General features: G+C 63.1%; 20 protein-coding genes. 4 read left to right on the top strand and 16 right to left on the bottom strand.

What is annotated here, in order from left to right; genetic code table 11:
* Nucleotides 1-21: 21 nt before the first annotated feature.
* Nucleotides 22-627 carry an SDR family NAD(P)-dependent oxidoreductase gene (locus tag ONR75_RS16000; RefSeq protein WP_265083678.1) on the bottom strand — a complete coding sequence of 202 codons (606 nt, stop codon included), beginning with the start codon at nucleotides 625-627 and terminating at the stop codon, nucleotides 22-24.
* Between ONR75_RS16000 and ONR75_RS15995 the strand changes: the two genes are divergently transcribed.
* Complete coding sequence (locus ONR75_RS15995) at nucleotides 565-801, top strand: hypothetical protein (RefSeq protein WP_265083940.1); 237 nt, start codon at nucleotides 565-567, stop codon at nucleotides 799-801. The two genes, ONR75_RS16000 and ONR75_RS15995, sit on opposite strands and share 63 nt — an antisense overlap.
* Nucleotides 802-977: 176 nt before the next feature.
* On the opposite strand, the gene ONR75_RS15990 is transcribed toward ONR75_RS15995, so the two are convergent.
* From ONR75_RS15990 to ONR75_RS15970, 5 genes are all read right to left on the bottom strand, one after another.
* Complete coding sequence (locus tag ONR75_RS15990; RefSeq protein WP_265083447.1) at nucleotides 978-1946, bottom strand: Bug family tripartite tricarboxylate transporter substrate binding protein; 969 nt, start codon at nucleotides 1944-1946, stop codon at nucleotides 978-980.
* Between the two features lie 77 nt (nucleotides 1947-2023).
* A complete protein-coding gene (locus ONR75_RS15985) occupies nucleotides 2024-2902 on the bottom strand; it encodes a 3-keto-5-aminohexanoate cleavage protein (RefSeq protein ID WP_265083446.1) in 879 nt (292 codons plus the stop codon).
* 155 nt (nucleotides 2903-3057) lie between these two features.
* Nucleotides 3058-4104 carry an Ldh family oxidoreductase gene (locus ONR75_RS15980; protein WP_265083445.1) on the bottom strand — a complete coding sequence of 349 codons (1047 nt, stop codon included), beginning with the start codon at nucleotides 4102-4104 and terminating at the stop codon, nucleotides 3058-3060.
* Between the two features lie 18 nt (nucleotides 4105-4122).
* Complete coding sequence (locus ONR75_RS15975; RefSeq protein ID WP_265083444.1) at nucleotides 4123-5142, bottom strand: NAD(P)H-quinone oxidoreductase; 1020 nt, start codon at nucleotides 5140-5142, stop codon at nucleotides 4123-4125.
* Nucleotides 5143-5164: 22 nt separating this feature from the next.
* Entirely contained in the window at nucleotides 5165-6139 is a 975-nt protein-coding gene (locus ONR75_RS15970) for a DUF6282 family protein (protein WP_265083443.1), read from the bottom strand.
* A 133-nt stretch (nucleotides 6140-6272) separates the two neighbouring features.
* Between ONR75_RS15970 and ONR75_RS15965 the strand changes: the two genes are divergently transcribed.
* Both ONR75_RS15965 and ONR75_RS15960 read left to right on the top strand, forming a co-directional pair.
* A complete protein-coding gene (locus ONR75_RS15965) occupies nucleotides 6273-7052 on the top strand; it encodes a DNA-binding transcriptional regulator (RefSeq protein WP_265083442.1) in 780 nt (259 codons plus the stop codon).
* Between the two features lie 345 nt (nucleotides 7053-7397).
* Entirely contained in the window at nucleotides 7398-8033 is a 636-nt protein-coding gene (locus ONR75_RS15960; RefSeq protein ID WP_265083441.1) for a class I SAM-dependent methyltransferase, read from the top strand.
* A gap of 407 nt (nucleotides 8034-8440) precedes the next feature.
* On the opposite strand, the gene ONR75_RS15955 is transcribed toward ONR75_RS15960, so the two are convergent.
* From ONR75_RS15955 to ONR75_RS15940, 4 genes are all read right to left on the bottom strand, one after another.
* Nucleotides 8441-8749 (bottom strand): Gp49 family protein, encoded by a 309-nt coding sequence (locus ONR75_RS15955; RefSeq protein WP_265083440.1) that lies wholly within the window; start codon nucleotides 8747-8749, stop codon nucleotides 8441-8443.
* Nucleotides 8750-8791: 42 nt separating this feature from the next.
* On the bottom strand, nucleotides 8792-9085 hold the full coding sequence (locus ONR75_RS15950) for a hypothetical protein (protein WP_265083439.1): 294 nt from the start codon (nucleotides 9083-9085) through the stop codon (nucleotides 8792-8794).
* A 123-nt stretch (nucleotides 9086-9208) separates the two neighbouring features.
* The gene (locus tag ONR75_RS15945) at nucleotides 9209-10171 is read right to left on the bottom strand and encodes a glycoside hydrolase family protein (RefSeq protein WP_265083438.1); all 963 of its coding nucleotides are present in this window, start codon (nucleotides 10169-10171) and stop codon (nucleotides 9209-9211) included.
* Nucleotides 10168-10392 carry a hypothetical protein gene (locus ONR75_RS15940; protein ID WP_265083437.1) on the bottom strand — a complete coding sequence of 75 codons (225 nt, stop codon included), beginning with the start codon at nucleotides 10390-10392 and terminating at the stop codon, nucleotides 10168-10170. Before ONR75_RS15940 ends, ONR75_RS15945 begins: the two co-directional genes overlap by 4 nt.
* 155 nt (nucleotides 10393-10547) lie before the next feature.
* Here ONR75_RS15940 and ONR75_RS15935 point away from each other — a divergent pair, with 155 nt between their 5' ends.
* Nucleotides 10548-11477 carry a methyltransferase domain-containing protein gene (locus ONR75_RS15935; RefSeq protein WP_265083436.1) on the top strand — a complete coding sequence of 310 codons (930 nt, stop codon included), beginning with the start codon at nucleotides 10548-10550 and terminating at the stop codon, nucleotides 11475-11477.
* On the opposite strand, the gene ONR75_RS15930 is transcribed toward ONR75_RS15935, so the two are convergent.
* From ONR75_RS15930 to ONR75_RS15905, 6 genes are all read right to left on the bottom strand, one after another.
* Nucleotides 11470-12369: a tail fiber protein gene (locus ONR75_RS15930; protein ID WP_265083435.1), complete on the bottom strand. Its 900-nt coding sequence runs from the start codon at nucleotides 12367-12369 to the stop codon at nucleotides 11470-11472. The two genes, ONR75_RS15935 and ONR75_RS15930, sit on opposite strands and share 8 nt — an antisense overlap.
* Nucleotides 12370-12463: 94 nt before the next feature.
* Nucleotides 12464-12982 carry a hypothetical protein gene (locus ONR75_RS15925; protein WP_265083434.1) on the bottom strand — a complete coding sequence of 173 codons (519 nt, stop codon included), beginning with the start codon at nucleotides 12980-12982 and terminating at the stop codon, nucleotides 12464-12466.
* Nucleotides 12983-13147: 165 nt separating this feature from the next.
* Nucleotides 13148-13297: a hypothetical protein gene (locus tag ONR75_RS15920; RefSeq protein WP_265083433.1), complete on the bottom strand. Its 150-nt coding sequence runs from the start codon at nucleotides 13295-13297 to the stop codon at nucleotides 13148-13150.
* Entirely contained in the window at nucleotides 13294-14247 is a 954-nt protein-coding gene (locus tag ONR75_RS15915; RefSeq protein WP_265083432.1) for a hypothetical protein, read from the bottom strand. The genes ONR75_RS15920 and ONR75_RS15915 overlap by 4 nt, the downstream gene beginning before the upstream one ends.
* Complete coding sequence (locus ONR75_RS15910) at nucleotides 14147-16693, bottom strand: hypothetical protein (protein WP_265083431.1); 2547 nt, start codon at nucleotides 16691-16693, stop codon at nucleotides 14147-14149. Before ONR75_RS15910 ends, ONR75_RS15915 begins: the two co-directional genes overlap by 101 nt.
* Nucleotides 16693-17919 carry a hypothetical protein gene (locus tag ONR75_RS15905; protein WP_265083430.1) on the bottom strand — a complete coding sequence of 409 codons (1227 nt, stop codon included), beginning with the start codon at nucleotides 17917-17919 and terminating at the stop codon, nucleotides 16693-16695. Before ONR75_RS15905 ends, ONR75_RS15910 begins: the two co-directional genes overlap by 1 nt.
* Nucleotides 17920-17926 lie beyond the last annotated feature (7 nt).

The raw sequence follows: 17926 nt of genomic DNA, 5'->3' as shown, positions 1-17926 counted from the left end.
TCCATGTCGCGGGCGTCAGACCTAAAGGTGGCGGCCCTCGTCCACCGGCACCACAATTCCCGTCGAACTGGTGAGGTGGACGATGCACGCCACGACGGCCCTTGCGACGTCGTCGGGCGTGGTGATGTGGGCGAGCGGCATCCGGTCGGCGACCTTCTGCAGCTGTTCACGCGTTCGCCCGGCGACGAAATCGGTGTCCACGCCGGCCGGCGAGATCGAGAACACGCGGATCTGCGGCCCGAGGATTTTGGCGAGCGCGACCGTCAGCGCGTCGACGCCGGCCTTCGCCGCCAGATAGGCCAGGCTGCTGCCCATCCCCGTGCGCGCCGCGATCGACGAGATGTTGACGATGGTCGCGCTGCTGCCCTTTTCCAGCAACGGACGGAAAGCCCGGACCATGGCGAATGGTCCGCGCAGATTGATCGTCACGGTGCGATCGAAGATCGCGTCGGTCAGCCCGTCAAGATCGTTGGCCGGCACGGGCGTAGTCGCGCCTCCGCAATTGACCAGTGCATCGAGGCGCCCGTATTTTTCCGTCACAGCTGTCGCGGCTGCCGTGATGGATTGCGGATCGTCGATGGCGATGCGCATGGCGAGGTGCCCGGTGCCCTGCAGGCCGGCGACCACCTCTTCGGCCTGTTCCCGCCGGCTGTTGTAGCCGACCACGACAGCGCCCCCAGCGCGGCAAGCCGCACCGCGATGGCCTTGCCGATGCCGCTGCTGCCGCCTGTGACGAGCGCGACTTTCGGGATCGGTAACGCAGGAACTTGGATGGCGGACATCTCAGGTGCTTTCAATTGAATCGACAGAGATCTGCGATCAGGCCTCGTGTCCCGGACGCGGTGCGGCATTCTTATGCCGCTCCGCAGAGCCGGGACCGTGCCGAGCTCGGAGTTTTTGGCGGTCCCGGCTCTGCAGTGCATGTCGCCTCCTGACGGAGGCGCATTGCACTGCGTCCGGGACAAGAGCCCTCTTTCTTACATCGTGATCTTGGCGGCCTCGATCACCGGCTTCCACTTGGCGAGCTCGCTGGCGATGAATGCCTTGAGATCCTCCGGCGTGCCACCGACCGGCTGCAGCGCATTCTGCGCGAGCAGCGCCTTGCCCTTCTCGCTCTTCAGGAAGGCGTTCACCAATTCGTTCAAGGTGCTGACGATCTCCTTCGGCGTGCCTGTCGGCGCGACCATCGCGTACCATGCGGAGGCCTCAAAACCCTTGAAGCCGGATTCCTGCACCGTTGGAACGTTGGGCAATTGTGCCGCGCGATCGCTGGTGGTCACGGCGAGCGCTTTGATCTTGCCCGTCTCGACCAGCTGCACATAGGTCGGCATGAAATCCATCACGACATCGACAACGCCACCGAGCAGGTCGGTGGTCAGCGGCGCCGTTCCGCGATACGGCACGTTGGTCATCTTCACGCCGGTGAACTGCTGGATCAGTTCCGAGGTGATGTGCCCGAGCGTGCCGTTGCCGGGATGGCCGACATTGACCTTGTCCGGGTTCGCCTTGGCGTAAGCGATCAGTTCCGCGAAGGTTTTCGCCGGGAAATCGAGCTTGGTCGCGACGATCAGCGGCGACTTGGCAACGAGGATCACCGGCATGAAATCCCGCTCGGGATCGTAAGCGAGGCTCTTGTACATCAGCTTGTTGAGCGCGATCGGCGCAGGCGTCCCGAACAGCAGCGTGTAGCCGTCCGGGCTCGCCTTTGCGACGGCGGCGCCACCGATGCCGCCGCCCGCCCCTGCGCGGTTGTCGACGATGAACTGCTTGCCGAGGTTTTCGCCGAGATTGTTGGCGACCGCCCGCGCGAGCGTATCGACGGCGGACCCTGCCGGAAACGGCACGATCAGGGTGACCGGATGATCCGGCCATTTTTGCGCCGCGGCCTCGTGACAGGGCGCGAAAGCGAGGACCAGGCCGACAAGGCCGAGAGACAAGAGACGCATGGCTTCCTCCGATTGTGCTGCAGGTTTGCCCTGCGTTGTTTGGTGTCAGTCAAGTCAGTCAAGTCAGCGAATTATCGTCACATGGGCAGCGCCAGCATCTCGCGGGCCTCCCGCGCCGTCGCTATCTGTCCGCCAAGGGATTCGACGATGCCGCGCGCCTTCTCAACCATGGCGGCGTTGGTCTCGGCGAGAACGCCCTTGCTGAGATAGATGCCATCCTCGAGCCCGACACGGACATGGCCGCCTGCGAGATAGGATTGCACCACCATCGGAAAGGCGCTGCGTCCGGTGCCGAAGGCAGTCCACACCGTGCCGGGCGGAAGCTGGCTGCGTGCATACAGCACCGTCTCCGGCGATGGCTGGAAACCGTACTTCACGCCCATCACGATCGAGCTGAGGATCGGGCCCTGCAGCGTGCCGTCGGCGATGAGATCGCGGCAGAGGGCGATGTCGCCGGAGTCGAACAGTTCGATCTCCGGCTTCACGCCGGCCTGGCGGATCACCGCCGCCATGCGGCGAACATTTGCCGGCGTGTTGATCACCACCTGCCCGCCGGAATTCATGGTGTTGAGGTCGAGCGTGCAGATGTCCGGCTTGAGCAGTGCAACATGCGCCACCCGATCTTCCGGCCGCATCAGCGTGGTGCCGGGACCGGCAACCTTCGGATCCTCCGCATCGGGAACGAAACGGCCGCCCGGCCCGGTGGTCAGGTTGAGGATAACCTCCTTGTTCCCGGCGCGGATGCGATCCACCACGTCACGGTAGTAGTCGATCTCCATGGAGGGACGGCCGGTCTCGGGATCGCGAACATGGATATGCACGATGGCCGCACCTGCCGCAGCCGCGCCGAGACAGGCTTCGGCGATCTGCGCCGGCGTGATCGGCAGATGCGGAGTCATCTCCGGCGTGGTCTGGTTACCCGTCACGGCACAAGTGATGACGACACGTGATTGCATGGGCTGGCTCAATCCTCGGCGTTTCCTGTTGCCGTCTTCGACGGCTTGTTCGAAGTACTACAATGCAAGCCGGCACGGTGGCTTGTGGAATGTCCCGCCATTCCGCACAATGGAACGTCGCACGGTTCAGCGTGCAGTGCGGTCAGGCGGCAGAGCTAGCCAAGTCGCGCCACTCCGCCGATCTCATCGGCCAGGCGGTTCAAGCCATCGGCCAAAGCCTTGGGAATCTGGATCGTCTGGTTACCGCTATGACGTCGGGTCCAGCTGCGCTCGCCCGGCGTGCGCAAGGCCCCGTTCCGCGCTTTCGAGCCGCGCACCCGCGCCAGCTCCGCCGACGCCGCATCGCGAAACGCCTGCTCCGGCCGGAAGTGACCGATATCGATAGCGAGGAACAGCAGCGAACACAGGAACGGCCTGGACAGGTCGCCGTACAGCGGCGCGACGTCGTCGCCGCCCGGCCCCTGCGCCAGCAGGCTGGTCATCAGATTGATCGCCATCGCAAGGCCGAAGCCCTTGGCGCCGCCGGAGGGCAGCAGCATGCCGTCGATGGCAGCCTTTGCATCCGTGGTGGGGTCGCCGTCGCGGTCCACCGCCCAGGTCGGTGGAAGTGGCTTCCCTTCCCGCTCATAGACGCGGATCTTGCCGAGCGCCGCCTCGCTCATGGCCATGTCGAGCACGAAATCCGGTCCGTCGGAAACCGGCAACGCGATCGACAACGGATTGTTGCCGACCAGCTTCTCGAGGCCGTCCGGCGCCGGCATCATCGGCTTGGTATTGCACATGGCCATGCCGACGCAGTTGCTGTCGCTGGCCTGTTGCGTATAGCGGGCTGCCGCGCCGAAATGGAAACTATTGCGGACCGCCACCACGCCGACGCCGAACGTCTTGCTGCGCTCGATAGCGATCTTCATGGCCCGGTCGCCAGCGAGATGGCCGAACATGCCGCGCGCGTCGAGCACCGCGGTCGCCTCACGGCTCTCGACCACAACAGGCTCGACCTCAGCCGACACGCTGCCGAGCAGCAGCCGCCGGATATACATCTCCGCCTGCGACAGTCCGTGCGACGGCAGACCGGCGACATCGGCATCGACCAGCGCGCGCCCCATCTCCACCGATGCGGCCGGCGGTAGCCCCGCGCGCTCGAACAGGCCGGCCAGGAACGCCTCAGCCCGCGTCACCGGAATGGAGATCTGGTCAGTCATGGCGCCCTCTGCGGTTGGCTACGCGGCCTGCGATGGAGGCACCAGATGGGCCAGTTGCGGATCGACGATCAGCACGACCTTGCCGATCTGCTCATTGGCGTCCAGCAGGGCATGCGACTGTGCCACCTCCGCCAGCGAGAATGTCGCGAATACATCCAGCCGCATCCGGCCGCTCTCCAGCAATGGCCAGACCTGCTGCACCAACGCCTCGGCGATGCGCGCTTTATATTCGGGCGGACGCGGACGGATGGTGGATCCGGTGAGCGTCAGCCTGCGCCGCACGATCTGGCGCACGTTGATATCGGCGCGCTCGCCGAGATGGCTGGCGATCAGGACAAGGCGGCCATCGAAGGCCAGCAGTTGCAACTCGCGATCCGTATAGGGGCCGGCCTGGGCATCGAGAATGACATCGACGCCGTTGTTTCCGGTCGCTTCCAGCAGCGGCTTGACCCAGTCGTCGCGATAATCGAGCGCGATGTCGGCGCCGAGGTCGCGGCAGATCTGGCGCTTCTGCTCGGACCCTGCGGTGGCGAACACCCGCGCCCGGCGCAGCAACCGGGCGATCTGGATGGTCGCCATACCGACGCCGCTGGTGCCGCCCTGCACCAGAATGCTTTCACCCTCTGCCAGCCGCCCGAGCAGGATGATATTGTTCCAGCTGGTAAACAGCACTTCGGGAAGCGCCGCCGCCTTGACGAAATCGTAGCCCCTGGGCAACGGCATGCATTGCACCGCCGGCACGTTGCAGTATTGCGCGTAGCCGCCGCCGGTGACCAGCGCGCACACGGCGTCGCCGACGCGCGGCCAGGTCACGCCCTCGGCCACAGCGACGACCACGCCGGCGATGTCGAGGCCGGGAATCTCCGAGGCGCCAGGCGGCGCCGGATAGAGGCCGCGGCGTTGCTGGATATCCGGCCGGTTGACGCCGGCCGCGACGACACGGACCAGCACTTCGCCGGCCCGCACCTCGGGCAGCGGCTCATGAGCAAATACTAGAACTTCGGGGCCGCCAGGTTGCGTGATCCTGACGGCCTGCATCAGAGAAGGCAATTCGGGCATATCAGGCCGCGTTCTGCCCGGCCGCCTGGGCCGGCGGCAGGTTCAGGAACGCCGCGGCGTTGCCGCCGATCAGTTGCCGGATGGTCGCTTCCGGCATCTGCAGGTCGAGCAGCATCTGGGTGATGGCGCGGAAGCCGTCCACCGGCCGCATCGACGCCAGCAGGCCGAGGTCGGACGACAGGATGGTCTTGTCGACTCCGGCCACTTCGATGAGATGCGCGAGATCGTCGGCGCTGAACTTCTTCGACTTGCCGTCGATGAACATGCAGATCGAATGTTCCATGGTGACGCCGATGCCGGTCAACTGCTGGATGTCGGAGTCGGCGAAGCCGACCACATAGGTGGGATGGTTGACCAGCATCTTCTTGACGCCGCGGCGGACCGCCTCTTCGAACAGCACGTGCTGTTCGCTGACATGCAGGTGACCGCCGGCGAGAATGATGTCGGCCTCGGCGATCAGATCGATCACCTTCTTGGTGTCGTCGGTCAGCTTGCCGTTGGCATCCAGCGCCGTCAGCGGGATGGGATCGAGCGATTTCTTCGACGTCTTGGGAAAATTCTTGGCGGCGCCGCTGTTCTGCACGTTGATATGGTTGGCGGCCGACAGCGTCGGCATCCAGACGATCTTGCCGCCCAGGTTGATGGCATGGTTGACGGCGTGCGGGTTGATGCCGCCCGACGCATTGTTCAGCGCCACGCCGGAAAACAGCCTCACGCCGAGTTCGGGGAACAGCTTTTCCAGAATGATGGCGTGGGCCATGCCGGGATAGAAGTGGTCCTTGTAGAGCACAGCGCGAAACCGCGCTTCGGCGGCGTCGAGCAGTTCTTCATGGTGATCGAGGATGCGCGGCATCGCCGCCGGGCCGCTGTGGCAATGCAGGTCGATGGCGCCGACCAGGAGATCGGCGACCTCCTGCGGCCGCGACAGTGGCGGCAGCGGCACAGTGTCGGGATAGGAAACGGAACTGTCAGCCATGATGGCGGCCTCCCAAGGTTGATTGCGCAGCCGCATTGTCAGCAACAAACGTGGCGCTCTTTGACGGAAACATTGCAGCCGCTCCGTCTTTGGGCCATAGCTATTCCCTCATGTTCCGCACAGTGGAATGCCGATGACGCCCCCTCGCCCGCTGAAGGTTGAAGCCGCCGCCCGCACCCTGGTGCTGCTCGAGGAATTGAACCGGCATCGCGTGGCGTCGATCCTGTTGCTGCACCGCGCCACCGGCCTGCCGAAATCGACCATCGTGCGGCTGATGAAATCGCTGTGTGCCATGGGGTATGCGGTCAATGACCGACGCCAGGGCGGCTATGCTGTGGCCTCGCGCGTCAAGTCGCTCAGCAACGGCTTTCACGGCGATCCGCTGGTGGTGGAGGCGGCGCGGCCGTGGGCGCTGGCCTTCACGGCGCAATATCACTGGCCCCTGGCGATCGGCGTGCTCGACGTCACCTCGGTGATGGTACGTTTCAGCACCATCCCCGACAGCCCGGTGTCGCCGTTCCACGGCACCATCAACATGCATCTCAGCCTGCTGCGCCGCGCCCTGGGCCGCGCCTATCTGGCGTTCTGCCCTGCGGAAGAGCGCTCCATGCTGCTCGACCTGCTGGCGCGCTCGAAGGAGCCGGAAGACGGCCTGATCGTCGACCGCAAGCGAACCCTGTCCTTGCTCTCCTCGATCCGCAAACAGGGCTTTGCCGAACGCGATCCCACGGTGGAGCCGCGCTCGTCGGGCACCATCGCCGTGCCAATCCTCGGCAATGGAAAAGTGCTGGCGACGGTGGGCATGAGCTACTTCATCTCGGCGATCGACCGCCAGGACCTGATCAAGCGCTACGTGCCGTTGATGCAGAATCTTGCGGATAGTGTTGCTGCGAGTGCGGAAGCGTTGAGGTAGCGCGGCGGGGCGGAGATGAAGTCGTGCGGGTATATCCAAAAACCCACCCGGCATGGTCGATGAACGTCATCTTCATCGCGCGGCGCCTTGGTTGCGATGCGTCTCTCCGTCGACCCAGCTGCTAAAATGTAGAAATTGAGATAACCATCGCCAGCGAGCGCGCCTTGCGGTAACTATCTCTGGATGTTTCAGCGCCTTTCCCTCGTCAGACGGCTTGCCCGCAGAGCTGTGAGCCCTTTTTCCGGCGCCCCATTCACGCGAGCGGATTTGATCTCCCTCATTTCGCTGAACGAGTCTGCTCTGGAGATAGGGCCATTCACCAACCCTATGCTTGTCGGGCCAAACGTGAGCTATTTCGACGTCCTCGATAAAGCTCATCTTATCGAGAGGGCGAGGAGCGTAGGATATCCTGTCGTATCTCCGGTTGAGATCGATTTCGTTTCACCCATCGGCGATCTTTCAGCGGTGACCGGAACATTCGATGTGATAGCCAGCAGCCATTGCATCGAGCATCAGCCAGATCTCGTTTCTCACCTTCAGAAGGTGGAGCAGCTATTGAATCCCGGTGGGCGATATCTGCTCACCATTCCTGACAAACGATATTGTTTCGATCATTTCTTGCAGGAATCGTCGGCGAGCCAAGCGCTCGCCGCGTTCCACGAACGACGCAAGGTTCACACCCTCGAAAACGTCATCGAGCACCGGGCGATGACGACGCACAACGACGCTCTTCGTCATTGGCGCGGAGACCACGGCGAGCAGCGCATTGATCCTCATAATCTCGCCATCGCTCTGAGCGAGTTCGACGCATCGAACGGTGAATATATTGACGTTCATGCGTGGCAGTTCACGCCAGGAAGCTTCGGGAAGCTGATCTCCGATCTAAACGGCCTCGGCGTATGCGGATTGCGTGTCGAGGCGGTGCACGAAACTCCATTCGGCTCTCTCGAATTTTGCGCGGCCCTGACAAAATTCAGCTGACACGCGCGCGTTCATTCAGCACTTGCCAAGGCCAGCGCCACCACGCCAGCGATAGCCGAGGCGATGACAGGGATCGTAGACAAGCCGCAAAAGACGATTGATTCCTATATGGCGCGGCACGGCACACAGGCCGCCCATGCCTAGGCGACTACCGGGACGTGATCGCAGTAGGAACGGCCGGATAAGGAAGATTGTGAATCGTCTGAAAACAGTCGATTCTTGAAAACCAGCCAATATTAAGGCGTTGGATTTACTTCTAAAAATGGTCGGAGCGAGAGGATTTGAACCTCCGACCCCTAGTCTCCCAGATGGGGGCGGTTAGTTGAAACCACTCGATTTTATTGGAAACCGAGTGCTTTCACCCTCGTTGAACCGTAAGGGGTTTCCGTTTCGATTGTAAACCGAAACTAGGCCGCCGCAAGCTTCGACCGCAGCACATAACCCTCAAGCTGCCAGATCTTCGCACGGGCGTTATCGAATGCGATTCGCCGGCCAATGGCCGCATCGAAGTTTTCGGGCGACGCCGAAGCACTTTCGCCCGTCACATGGAAGCCGTTGCGCAGCGTCAGGACGCAGATGGTCAGGGTGGTTCCGGAGAACACGTAATAGGACGATCCGACAATCTGGCCGTCGATGTGGGCTGGGTCGATGCGGGGAACGTTCAGGCCCTTGGTCTTCAGTTCGGCCTCGATCGAGGCTTCGCTTGCGCTGTTCATTGGTTCTTCCTTTGCGGGATCAGCCGGGACCGCCGGCGCGGATTACTTGCCGACGAACGCCTTGAAGCCCAGCCATACGGCCGCGACCAGGCCGCTCACGATCGTTCCAACAATCACCTTGACCGTGAGCCCTTCCGCCGATTCGACGCTGATGCGCCACTTGCGAAGGTGGATGAAATCCTTTTTCAGTTCCTTCCGTTCGTCCTCTTCGAAGCCGAAGGACGTCAGCAGGTTGATCACGGTTTTCATCACGACGTCGTCAATGCCTTCCTTGTGGAGCCGCTGTTGCTCCGCGAGGACGGCCGCGACGATCTGTTGGACTTCCGCCTCTTGCATCAGCGCGGCCCCCAGCAACCCTTTTTGACGCCTACACGCTTGTAGACGCCAAACCAGCGGACAGTTTCCGGAGTGTCCTTCGACGCGGAAAATTCACCCTTAGGCCACCCGGCGCACCGGGCCTCAGCGGACAACCGGCTTGGTCCAGTTGTCACGGTTCCACGAGTCGTTTCGCAGGCTGTCAGGAGTGTCATTGCGGCCAGCGCTGCGAGCGCCCTCAAGGATCTTCGCCCCGTTTCCGACCTCACGCACCAAGGCCTCGTCCCACTGGCGCTGCTTTTCTGAGAGCCCGTCATTGTAATATTTCCCTGCAATTGCGGTGAAGGAGAAGGCGACCACCGCAACGCAAATGGCCCATTTTCGGAGATCCGGAATCGCGAATTTTACGATGATGTTTTCGCTGAAGACGGCCGCGGCCGTTGCAGCAATGCCGATTGCGACGGCGATAGACGGCCAGCCGAAAACGAAGTGCCAGGCAGATTCAATGGCTGACTGGATCATTTGAAAATCCAGCGATACCAGCGCGGTTTCTGCGTCGCTTCTGCGGCGAGCTGGCGCTCGACTTTGGGAGCAACCCTCTGCCCGCGCGCGTAGTCCAAGCACTTCGCCGATCTCGTCATTGCGTCGATTGACCAAACCGCGCTGGATCACCAGCGGCCCGCGCGGTCCCTGTGGATGTGATCCGGTCCGCCATCCCTTGATCGCCTCGCAACCGCCAACAACGTCGCCAGCGTTCCACTTGCGCACCATCGGCGAGCCGCAGACCGCAGCAGAACCGGCGTTGTAGGCCGTCGAAATTGCATAGGCGCGAACGCCGTCCGGCAACTCGACTTTTATACACTCGCCAATCTGACGATCGTACTCATCGCGAAGACGACGCTGCAGCCGATCCGCCCAGAACTTCTCATCGTGGGTTTCACCGAGCTTGACGCCGACAGTCTCGCCATACCCGCCGGTCGGCAGACCATTGGCAAGCCGATCCGGCTTCACGACAGGCGTGTAACCCTCATACTGCTTTACGGCGGGGACTGCGATTGCGAGTGCGGCGGCCGAGGCGACCGTGAGAACCGTTTTGCGTGCGGTCATTCTGCGGTCTCCGGATCAGCCTGCTTAATCGACCGCGCGAGCGGAATCAGCACGATATTGACAAAGACAGCGACGGCCAGAAGAAACCACGGGTTGAACACGTCGAAGAAGGCCGCCAGGACGCAGTTGATCCCCATAAAGACACCGTAGGCGATCGAGATCCGGATACTCCAAAGCCGGTGCAGATCGCGCCAAGCATTTTCGATCAGCCTGAGTTTCATCGCGCGGCGCCTTGGTTACGGGTGCATCTACCCATCAACCCAGAGGCCACAATGTGAAAAAACAGCTAAAACCCTTCGTCTTTCTGCGGCCCCCATGGCCTTAAAGAATGGGACGGCGTAGAGATATCTAAACATTCATATTTTGGTGCCGATCAATGAAGTTCAGACTCCCGCGAGACTTTGACCCGGCGGCCTACCTCACCTTGAACCCCGACGTTAAAAGGTCTGGCAAGAGCGCTAAAATTCATTACCTGCGCCACGGGCACGCCGAAGGCCGCGCGTTCCGCTACACTTCTGAGCATCGCGGCGTCTCTGAAGCCGCCCGCGCTCGAAAGATGGATCGGCTGGCGCCGTTTCTACGTACAGATATGCCGTTTGAGAGGCTTGGGCTGAAGCTCGACTTTTTGAGCGATGAGCTGCGGCAGCAAACTCGCATTGCGGAAACCGACAATATTTCAGCGAACGGCTACGATGGCACGGTAAACGCGCTGATCGAGAAACACAGCGCCGGCCTCATCCTCGATTGTGGCGCCGGCAAGCGTCCGATCTATCACGAAAACGTGGTTAACTACGAGATCGTTGACTATGACAGCACGGACGTGATCGGCGTTGGCGAAGCCCTTCCCTTCGCCGATGCGTCATTTGATGCTGTGATATCGGTCGCGGTGCTCGAGCACGTCCGCGACCCATTCAAATGCGCCAAGGAAATCATTAGAGTCCTCAAGCCCGGGGGCGATCTATACTGCTGCATTCCATTCCTGCAGCCGCTCCACGGCTACCCGCACCACTATTTTAACGCCACGCCGCAAGGGATTCGGTCCCTGTTTGAAGAGGCGTTGGGGAGCATCGAAGTCAGCGTGCCGCTCTCAACTCACCCGATTTGGTCGTTATCGTGGATACTTCGGACATGGCGCAACAACCTTCCGCTAGTCGCCCGCATGAGCTTTGATCGGATGAAGGTGTCAGATCTCCTTGCAAACCCAACGAACTACCTCAATAAGCCGTTCTGCACGGGACTGTCTCAAGCGGCCCAGCTTGAGATAGCCAGCGCGACGGTATTAACCGGCATCAAAACTGCTAAATAATCCGCAGGATTTTGTTGACGCCGCGATATGGCATGGCGGTGTTGATGGCTACCTGGCCCTGGCCGCCATTGATCGACCCAACGGTGCCAGACGGCGTAATCGGGTTGATGTTTACGTTGATCGCACCGAAATTGGTACTCGTAAAAGCCCCCGACCCTGTCGGGACGCCGATAATAGCTCCACCGTAGATAACCCCTGAAGATACCGCCCCCGTTGGAGTTACGGAATTTCCTGAAAAAGGCGGCGCATAGTTCGGAATCTGTGAAAGCGCCAGAGCTTGACTAGCGCCCGCGACGCCACCTGCGGAATTCAACCCAACGCCTGGCATGCGCCCAGCTCCGCCATCGGTGACGACCCCCACGCAACCGCGCATATCGATGACGTTGAAGGTCGTTGCGCCATCACCGGCGCCGAAATTTGTCCCGACGCGCGCGAAATAAGTGGCGTAAGTAGTTCGCGAAATCGCCTGCCCGACTGGCGCAACAAACGAGCTATTTGGGACCACCGAATCTGTCGTCTCAAGCATGCCGCCGAGCGGAACGTTGTAGGCGCTCCCATAAAATCCTTGAAGGTAATAAGAGCCGTCCGTGTTGTTGAGTACCGCCAGGTACGGCGTCCCCTGGATGATGGTTCCCTGCAACAACTCGATGCCTGGCGACGTGCGCAACGGCCTTGAACCAGTCGAATCCACGTTAAGCACCACCGGCCCCGCGCCGTTGGTGGTGTGCGGCGTAAATGCCACCACCTGCTTATCTAGGTGCGCCAGCGTGTCGAACCCGGAAAATGTTGCGACCGTGTACGCCACGTTTGTGCCGGCGGTGACGGTCGCGCCCGAGATATCATCCCGGTACGCCGCAAGCGCAGCCATCGCGCCGCGGGCACTGTCGTTCACTGCAGATGGCGCCATACCTTCCGGGAACGGGCAGGATGGATCTGCAGACCCGTTCGCGGCTGCTGTCCGCGACCAACTGAAAAAAGCCAAAGGATTACCCCTTCAAAGAGAACGGCGCGGGCCGCTGATACAATCGACGCTGCGGCAAGATGTTAAAGAAAGCCTGTCCAGTGGTCGGTGCGGCGGGCGGCGACACTGGCGCGGCCGATGGCGCCGGCAACCAGGACAACGCAGTTTGCGCCATGGACGGCTCCGGGGCCGCCGTAGCTGGCTGTGGCGCCGGTGTAGCGGCCCGCTGCGCTGGGCCAGCTATCGACATCGGCGCAGCCTGCCCGCCCATCTTGCGACTTGCCCACGCGGCGACGTCGCCGGCGGTCATCTTGGCGAGAAACGGGTTCGCACGCACCGCCGCCGCACCCATGATCGAGCCAGCCGGTACGGACGGATCGGCGTTCAGCAGCCCCACGGCGCCCGCCGGCCCGGCGAAATGCGCCAGATAGGACGTTCCGGCATTGACGGGGAGCCCAGCTTTCGACAGGATCGCGCCGTTATCGGCTGCATATGCGGCCGTCATTTCCTTTGATAGCTGCGGATCGTTGCGCATCGCCAGCAAGTCAGCCGGCGAACCCGCCAGGTCCGGACGATGTTTTGCGAGCATTCCGAGCCACGTTGACTCGATGAACTGCCCAGCGCCGGTAGCGGTGGAGCGTTCATTTTTCGCCGTGGCATTCCCGCCGGATTCGGCACCCACGATCTGATCGGCTAACGCCATATGAAACTAACCCTGTTGCTGTCCTGCCTGGCGCTCTTCGCGGTCGTAATGGCCGGCGTCAGATACGCGGCCCATGGCGTCGTTGATAATTTCGGCATCGTCGGCGGCCTGTGCGTGATCGCCGCCATGTTTGCCGCTGCCCGTTGGTACGATCATCGCCCGGCACGCTGATTGATCTGCGGCGCCGCGCCCTGCGAAAGCAGGCCCAACCCCTTTGCGAATCGCGGGTCGACCGGCCGGCTAGCCTGCTCACCGTGAAATAGCTTCGTTGCACTGCGCGCAGCCTTGGCGTTGCCCATGGCCTGCAACCCCTTGTCAAGGCCGACAGCCAGCGCGGCGCCCGGCACGCCACCGTGCGAGAAGCCGAGCAGCGGCAGCAGCGTGTTGCGTGCGCCGCTGGCGATCTTTGCCAGCATCGGCGCCGTGCCTGACGGATTGGTGGTCCCCTTAACCGGGATCATCTTCTGATAGACCGTTGCAAGCTGGCGCATAAGCTTCAGTTCCTTGTCGGAGAACAGCACCGCCGACAGTTGCGCGCCGCTTTCGTTCAAGAATTCGTGCAGCCTCTGGGACAGAGCCTGCGCCTCGAATGGAATTTTTCCCTCGCCTGCGTTGGTCAGCTTTTCCCACATGCCCTGCCGCACCGCCGACCACCCTTCCGGCGAAAGCGATTGCTTCAGATGCAACGCCAGCGGCACAGAGACACGCCCAGCGCCCTTGCCACCCGGCCCATAGAGATAGCTCGCGACCTCGTTGGCCGACGCCGGCGGCGCGCCATCGGCGCCCGTGATGCGGCGCACGGCCGCACCGATCGCGCCAGGGTCGTTTGCCCGTGGGGCGATGCCGCGCAGCTTGTCGGCGTATTTCATCAGCGAAATGCGCTCACCCGGCGAAAACACCGTGTGCGCCAGCATCTTGCCCTTTGCGCCATTCAGAAAATCATCAATCCGTCCAGCGGTTTTAACGACGTCATCGCCTTCCGTCAGGTGCGCAAAGAGCCCCTGTTTATAGGTCGCGAATTCCTGCAGAATCCTTCCCGAAAATCTTCTCGATGCGCTGCGCGATCTGCACCGGCATTTGCCCGCCTGGCGCCGATGGAGAGCCATAGGCCAGCCGGACGATCGTGTCCGGCGTCGCCTTGGTGTCGCTGTACTTGCCGAGGATCTTTTCAACGGCCGACCCGACTTCATCACCAGGCCCGCGCCGGCTGAATTTCTGCTTGTAGTCGGCGAAGGATGCCCGAGCGTCCCGCATCATCTTCAGCACGGCCGGACCGTCGCCGGAAAATGCGCCGTCCGCAACCATCCGCTCAACGCGCGAATCAAACTGCTCGCGGATGTGTTCGAGAGCATTGACGTCCGACCCGCTGCCGCCGCCGAGCATGGCCTTGCGGGCATCGCCGTACAGTGTGGAAATTTCCTTCCGGACCTGTTCGACGTCGCGCATGGTGAACCTCGAGCCCGGTGCCTCCGCCGCCGGCTTCGCCGCAGCCTGTGCCGGCGCCCGATCGCCTGGGAAAATCTCAGCTCGCAACGTTCCTGCGGCGTCTTCCTGCTCCAATTGGCGAAAGGCGCGTTCCACTGCATCATCGGCGGTCGCGCCCTCATCCGCCATCAACTTGATGGCGCGCGCCTTCACATCGCCGCCGAGTTCGCCATGGCCGGCGGCGGCCAAATCATCTTCAATGCCACGGTTGAAGGCGTCGCGTTCGTGCACGTCGCGTTCCGAGCGCGCGGCAGTTTCGCGCTTGCTGGCGTGCCCTTCGAACCCTTGCGGGTAGCGCTTTTGGCCGCGCATTTCCGCGTCCATTGCATCGAGCAGATCATTGACGGTTGAGGTGCCGTTGTGGCTCCCTTGGAGATAGCCGGCCTCTTCCGCTGCCTCGCGCGCGTAATCAAGCGGCCACCCACCCTGACGCACCAGCTTGCGCCGGCCGACGCCCTCGACGTTGACCGTGTGGCCATGGCCGCCGATCGCCGCCAATTCAGCATCCGGCCCGAGACCGCCCTTTGAGGCGAGGAATTCGAGCAGGCTTTGCGTCTGCGGCTTTGCGCCATTTTCCACCGGCAGCGGCACGCCGTTGCCAGCGGTGAACGGCTGACGCAGCGTAACAGGCCCAGCGTCTGGCGTAGCAGCGCGCTCCGCAGGCGTAGCAGACTTCTGCCGTTCATAGGCGTTTGCTACGTCGTCGCCATATTGTGCCCGAATGTCCGCGACATCCTGCGCAAGCTGCGGCGTCGCCGCCGGCGCCGATGGCGCGGCAGGCTTCGGAGCGCCGGGCCCGGCCAGGTTCAGCCGCCGGTCAATGACATCGAGCGCCTGCAGCGATTTGGCCGTATTGGTCGGATCTAGCGACACGGGATTGTCGCCAGCCTGCAAACCTCGCTCGACATCGGCCCGGAAGCCTGCTGCCGAGCCCGGCGAGAAGTCACCAGGAGCCGCGGCCGTGGCGTCATACTTGCCCCGGTAATCTGCCTTGGCCGCGTCACGCGCCCGCGCAAATCCCTCCGAGAGGTTTTCCGCGGCGTCGCCCGCCGTGGCGCCGCGCATCTGCCCGGCCGGGTCCAGCGCATGCGAGAACCGCGCGCCGGCGGATTGCACATCAACCACATCGCGGGCCGCTGCGGTGCTGCGCGCCGCCTCCTGCGCGATCAACTCCGACGCGACACGTTCGGCCGCGTCCTGCGGCGACGTCGTCGCCACCGCACCCGAAGGGTCCAATTCGGCGCCGATATTCGAACGCGCCGCATTTACGGCATCGTCCTGGCTTTCGCGGAAACTCTGCCCGACCCGCTGCGCGGCGTCGCCACGCCCACCACGGGACAAAATCTGCTCTTCTGCCGATGCCGCTGCATCGCCGGTGACCTGAGACTGAGAAAGCGGGATATCGACACTGCCGACCCGGGCCACATTCTGCTGCACCACCGGCGGCGGACGAACGCGATCCGCGATTGCCGAGACCACCTTACCAACTCCCTTGCCGACAGGCCCGGCCGCGCCGCCGATGACGCCGCCGATCGTCGCCGACGTCCCAACGTTTTCGCCACGCACCGCCGCATCGGCACCCGAAAGCGCCGCGCCCGAAATCGCGCCATTACGGACCATCGTTGACATCGGCCCGGCCAGGCCAAACGCCACTGGTGCGGCAGCCATCACAGGAACCATTGAGGCGACGCCTCCGGCGAGCTTTGCCGCCGTGTCAACATACGGATGCTCATCCGCAAATTTCTTGTCTGCGCCGACCTGGTCGCGCAGCGAATGCGCCATACGGTCCGAGAAGTTCGGTTCCTGCAACTGATCTTCAGGCTTGAAAAAGCGATTGAGCGCCGGCGCCAGCGCCGCATTCGTCGCCGCGTTGAGCTTGTTCAGCACGCCGCCGACGATCGGCACGCCAGTTGCGGCCGCCCGCGCCACGTCATTGACGCCCACCGGCGCAGCGTCCGGCGCCGGCGCCGAGTTGAATTGCGAGAAGGCGGCGACGGCCGCGTGTTCGTCCGGAGCGTCGATTTGATAGGTACCACCGTCAGGCCCTGACAGTTCAAATGTCGGCATCAGTTCACCCGCTTGATGGAGATATTGCCGATCGTGGCCGACTGCCCAGGCTGAAGCCGGGCCCCTGCTGCCGGCGGCGCGACTGGCGCAGGCGCGGCGGCAGCAGCCGGCGCATGAAACATCGATCCGGCCGACCGCTGCATCTGTTCAGTTGCGGCCGCGCGCGCCGCGGCCTTTTGGGCGATCACACCGGGACCGTCGCCGGGCTGCGGAAACAGCTCGCGTTCGTACCTGGTGAACTCGTCCTTGTTGATCGCCGCGCCCGATTCCTGCCGCAGCATGGCGGTGATGAAGGCGGACGACGCCTGCTTATATCGCTGGTATTCCGGCGATTGCAGATAATTGCCGCCGGGGACCATGTCGCCGATCTTGGCGAAAAATCCCGTTCCCTGCTGCTCGAGCGGGGCGAGCAGGTTTTGCGCCTGGGTCATTCGCGTTGCGAACGCTGCGGCCTTGGTCTGCGCTTCGGTGCCCTTGCCCGTGGCGGCATCAGCCGAGGCGTCGGATACCTTTTTGATGAATTCCTTGCGGTTGACGCCCGGCGGAATCGGGATTTGCTTTCCATCCGGCCCGGTCACGAAGTTTGATGCTTCGCCACCGCCGGCCGCAGCCGTCGCGCCGGCGATCGGCCGCAGTGTGCCGTCGACCTGGTTCTGCTGCATGTACTGCTTGCGGCCGTCGCCATCCTCGCCCACCTGGACGACGCCCCATTTATCCTTGCCGTAATACTGCTGCACCAGCGCGGTCATCAGCGCCGGGTTCTTCGATGCGGCCAAGACGTCTTCAGGCGAAGCGCCCTTTGAGACGAGCGCCCGCGCCGTCGCGTTGGTGGTGGCGGCAAGCTTTTCCGCCTCGATGCTGCCAGCGTCCGTGCTGCGCCCGGTCACCAGCGCGCCGAGGCCGCCAGCGAGCGCGCCGATCGGCCCGTTATGCAGATTTCCGATGAAGCCCGTTGCGCCCTTCATCAGCCGATCGCCGAACCCATCGCCAGCACCGGCCAGAGAGAACGGCGCGGACTGCGCAGGCGCGGCGGCTGGCGGCGCATCCATCGGCGGCGCGGCAACGGCCGGCGCACCAGGAGCCACGGCAGACGCGGCGGGAGCTATCGCAGGCGGCGTCCGGTTTACCGACGACAGGTCCGAGGCCGGCGACGGCTGCGGCGCCATGTCCGGCGCGGCCATCGGCGGCGCAGGCAGCGGCGCAGCGGCAGTGGGTGCCTGAATCATCGCCGGA

This window comes from Rhodopseudomonas sp. P2A-2r (genome assembly GCF_026015985.1).
GTDB lineage: Bacteria > Pseudomonadota > Alphaproteobacteria > Rhizobiales > Xanthobacteraceae > Tardiphaga.
Note: the sequence above shows the minus strand (reverse complement) of the source record. Positions and strands in the feature narration are given on the sequence as shown.

Excerpts from the sequence above, each read along its gene's own strand:
- ONR75_RS15915 (WP_265083432.1), bottom strand. The coding sequence starts at position 14,247 with ATGGCTCTCCATCGGCGCCAGGCGGGCAAATGCCGGTGCAGATCGCGC.
- ONR75_RS15945 (WP_265083438.1), bottom strand. The coding sequence starts at position 10,171 with ATGACCGCACGCAAAACGGTTCTCACGGTCGCCTCGGCCGCCGCACTC.
- ONR75_RS15940 (WP_265083437.1), bottom strand. The coding sequence starts at position 10,392 with ATGAAACTCAGGCTGATCGAAAATGCTTGGCGCGATCTGCACCGGCTT.
- ONR75_RS15910 (WP_265083431.1), bottom strand. The coding sequence starts at position 16,693 with ATGCCGACATTTGAACTGTCAGGGCCTGACGGTGGTACCTATCAAATC.
- ONR75_RS15935 (WP_265083436.1), top strand. The coding sequence starts at position 10,548 with ATGAAGTTCAGACTCCCGCGAGACTTTGACCCGGCGGCCTACCTCACC.
- ONR75_RS15990 (WP_265083447.1), bottom strand. The coding sequence starts at position 1,946 with ATGCGTCTCTTGTCTCTCGGCCTTGTCGGCCTGGTCCTCGCTTTCGCG.
- ONR75_RS15980 (WP_265083445.1), bottom strand. The coding sequence starts at position 4,104 with ATGACTGACCAGATCTCCATTCCGGTGACGCGGGCTGAGGCGTTCCTG.
- ONR75_RS15905 (WP_265083430.1), bottom strand. The coding sequence starts at position 17,919 with ATGATTCAGGCACCCACTGCCGCTGCGCCGCTGCCTGCGCCGCCGATG.
- ONR75_RS15955 (WP_265083440.1), bottom strand. The coding sequence starts at position 8,749 with ATGAACAGCGCAAGCGAAGCCTCGATCGAGGCCGAACTGAAGACCAAG.
- ONR75_RS15965 (WP_265083442.1), top strand. The coding sequence starts at position 6,273 with ATGACGCCCCCTCGCCCGCTGAAGGTTGAAGCCGCCGCCCGCACCCTG.
- ONR75_RS15950 (WP_265083439.1), bottom strand. The coding sequence starts at position 9,085 with ATGCAAGAGGCGGAAGTCCAACAGATCGTCGCGGCCGTCCTCGCGGAG.
- ONR75_RS15975 (WP_265083444.1), bottom strand. The coding sequence starts at position 5,142 with ATGCAGGCCGTCAGGATCACGCAACCTGGCGGCCCCGAAGTTCTAGTA.
- ONR75_RS15985 (WP_265083446.1), bottom strand. The coding sequence starts at position 2,902 with ATGCAATCACGTGTCGTCATCACTTGTGCCGTGACGGGTAACCAGACC.
- ONR75_RS15920 (WP_265083433.1), bottom strand. The coding sequence starts at position 13,297 with ATGATCGTACCAACGGGCAGCGGCAAACATGGCGGCGATCACGCACAG.
- ONR75_RS15970 (WP_265083443.1), bottom strand. The coding sequence starts at position 6,139 with ATGGCTGACAGTTCCGTTTCCTATCCCGACACTGTGCCGCTGCCGCCA.